Genomic DNA, 1,255 nt, shown 5'->3' with positions numbered 1-1,255 from the left:
AGGTAAATAGCTGCAAAAAACGTTAAAACTACGCTTAGCATGGCTTCTTTAAAGCCACCATATACTAGCAAATACAACGTAATACCGATGAGCACCATGACTCCTAAATAAGCTATCGTCATTTATATTTGCCTCTATAACAAAAAAACCGCCTAGTTTTTAAACTGGCGGTTTTGATTTGTGAAAAGATGAAGCTGTTATCGTTCTATATCTTGTTCAGGTTGATTTTGAGGTTAACTGATTAACGCTCTATATCTTCTTCTAAACTATCTCTCTCCAATTCATTATCTAGAATCCAATGAGAAACTTTAATTGCTTGTTCTTTGACATGCTCCCAACTTTTCCATTCATCTGAGATTGATTTGTACTCTGATAAGTCAACATCATCCAAGTCATATGGTAAGGGGTTGGCTAGTTGTGCCATTAATTGTTGTAATACGATTTTGTCATCACTTTCATAGAGAATATTCATTGGAGCAAGTGCCTTTTGAGTTTCTGACTGTCCTAGGTATTTTGAAAGAGCTGCGAAGTCTAGGTAATCTCTAGTCGCATTTCTCTTTAAGATTAGAATCCCCTTGATTCGTAGCATTTCATGAGGGGTAGGCAGAGTAATCTTATTACCCTTCAATAAAAGCTCCTGCTTTTCTAAAGGTGCTTGGCGTATCAATTGTCTGACACCTGTCTCAATGCCATCTAAACTCCCTAAGATTAAAACTGGCCGTTTCAATCTGGCCGTTTTCCATCCAGCTACACTTTCCAACTGTTCAAGCACCTCATCAAAATGAGTTTTTAAATCAGTCAGTATATGGTCTGCACCAGAAGAGAGCCTATGTCCTGCATAGATAACACTCGCTGTTCCACCCACTAATACAGCCTCGGGTAGAATTTCTTGCAAATGCGCAGAAGCTGAGAGAACTTGCTCCCAATCAGGCATTTGATTCTTTTGCTTTGGCATAGGAACTCCAAAAATGATAACGTTGTTCGTAAGGATCGCTTAAACGATGTTCACTGACTTTTTTTATTTTTGAAATTATGGTTGATGGATTTTTTTTTAACTCTAAACCTAATGCAATCCAATCATTACCATCACCACGAGAAATAATGTCATCAATAGCGGCTAAGGTGAAGTCTTCATGGTTTAAATGGCGGTGTTTCATAATAAAACTCCTTTGCTTTAATCAATACTCTTATTTTATCAAAGAGTACTTACCAAAGCAGACTGGATCACATATAGCGTCCAGTCTCTTTTCTGCCG

The 1,255-nt window shown here is 37.7% G+C and carries 2 protein-coding genes; both read right to left on the bottom strand.

Annotation, left to right across the window (positions count from 1 at the left end; genetic code table 11):
• Positions 1–241: 241 nt before the first annotated feature.
• Entirely contained in the window at positions 242–955 is a 714-nt protein-coding gene (locus HMPREF3144_RS08845) for a hypothetical protein (RefSeq protein ID WP_070477504.1), read from the bottom strand.
• On the bottom strand, positions 927–1,157 hold the full coding sequence (locus tag HMPREF3144_RS08840) for a hypothetical protein (RefSeq protein ID WP_018027463.1): 231 nt from the start codon (positions 1,155–1,157) through the stop codon (positions 927–929). The genes HMPREF3144_RS08845 and HMPREF3144_RS08840 overlap by 29 nt, the downstream gene beginning before the upstream one ends.
• Between the last annotated feature and the right edge of the window lie 98 nt (positions 1,158–1,255).

Source organism: Oligella sp. HMSC05A10 (assembly GCF_001808335.1).
GTDB lineage: Bacteria > Pseudomonadota > Gammaproteobacteria > Burkholderiales > Burkholderiaceae_B > Oligella > Oligella urethralis.
Note: the sequence above shows the minus strand (reverse complement) of the source record. Positions and strands in the feature narration are given on the sequence as shown.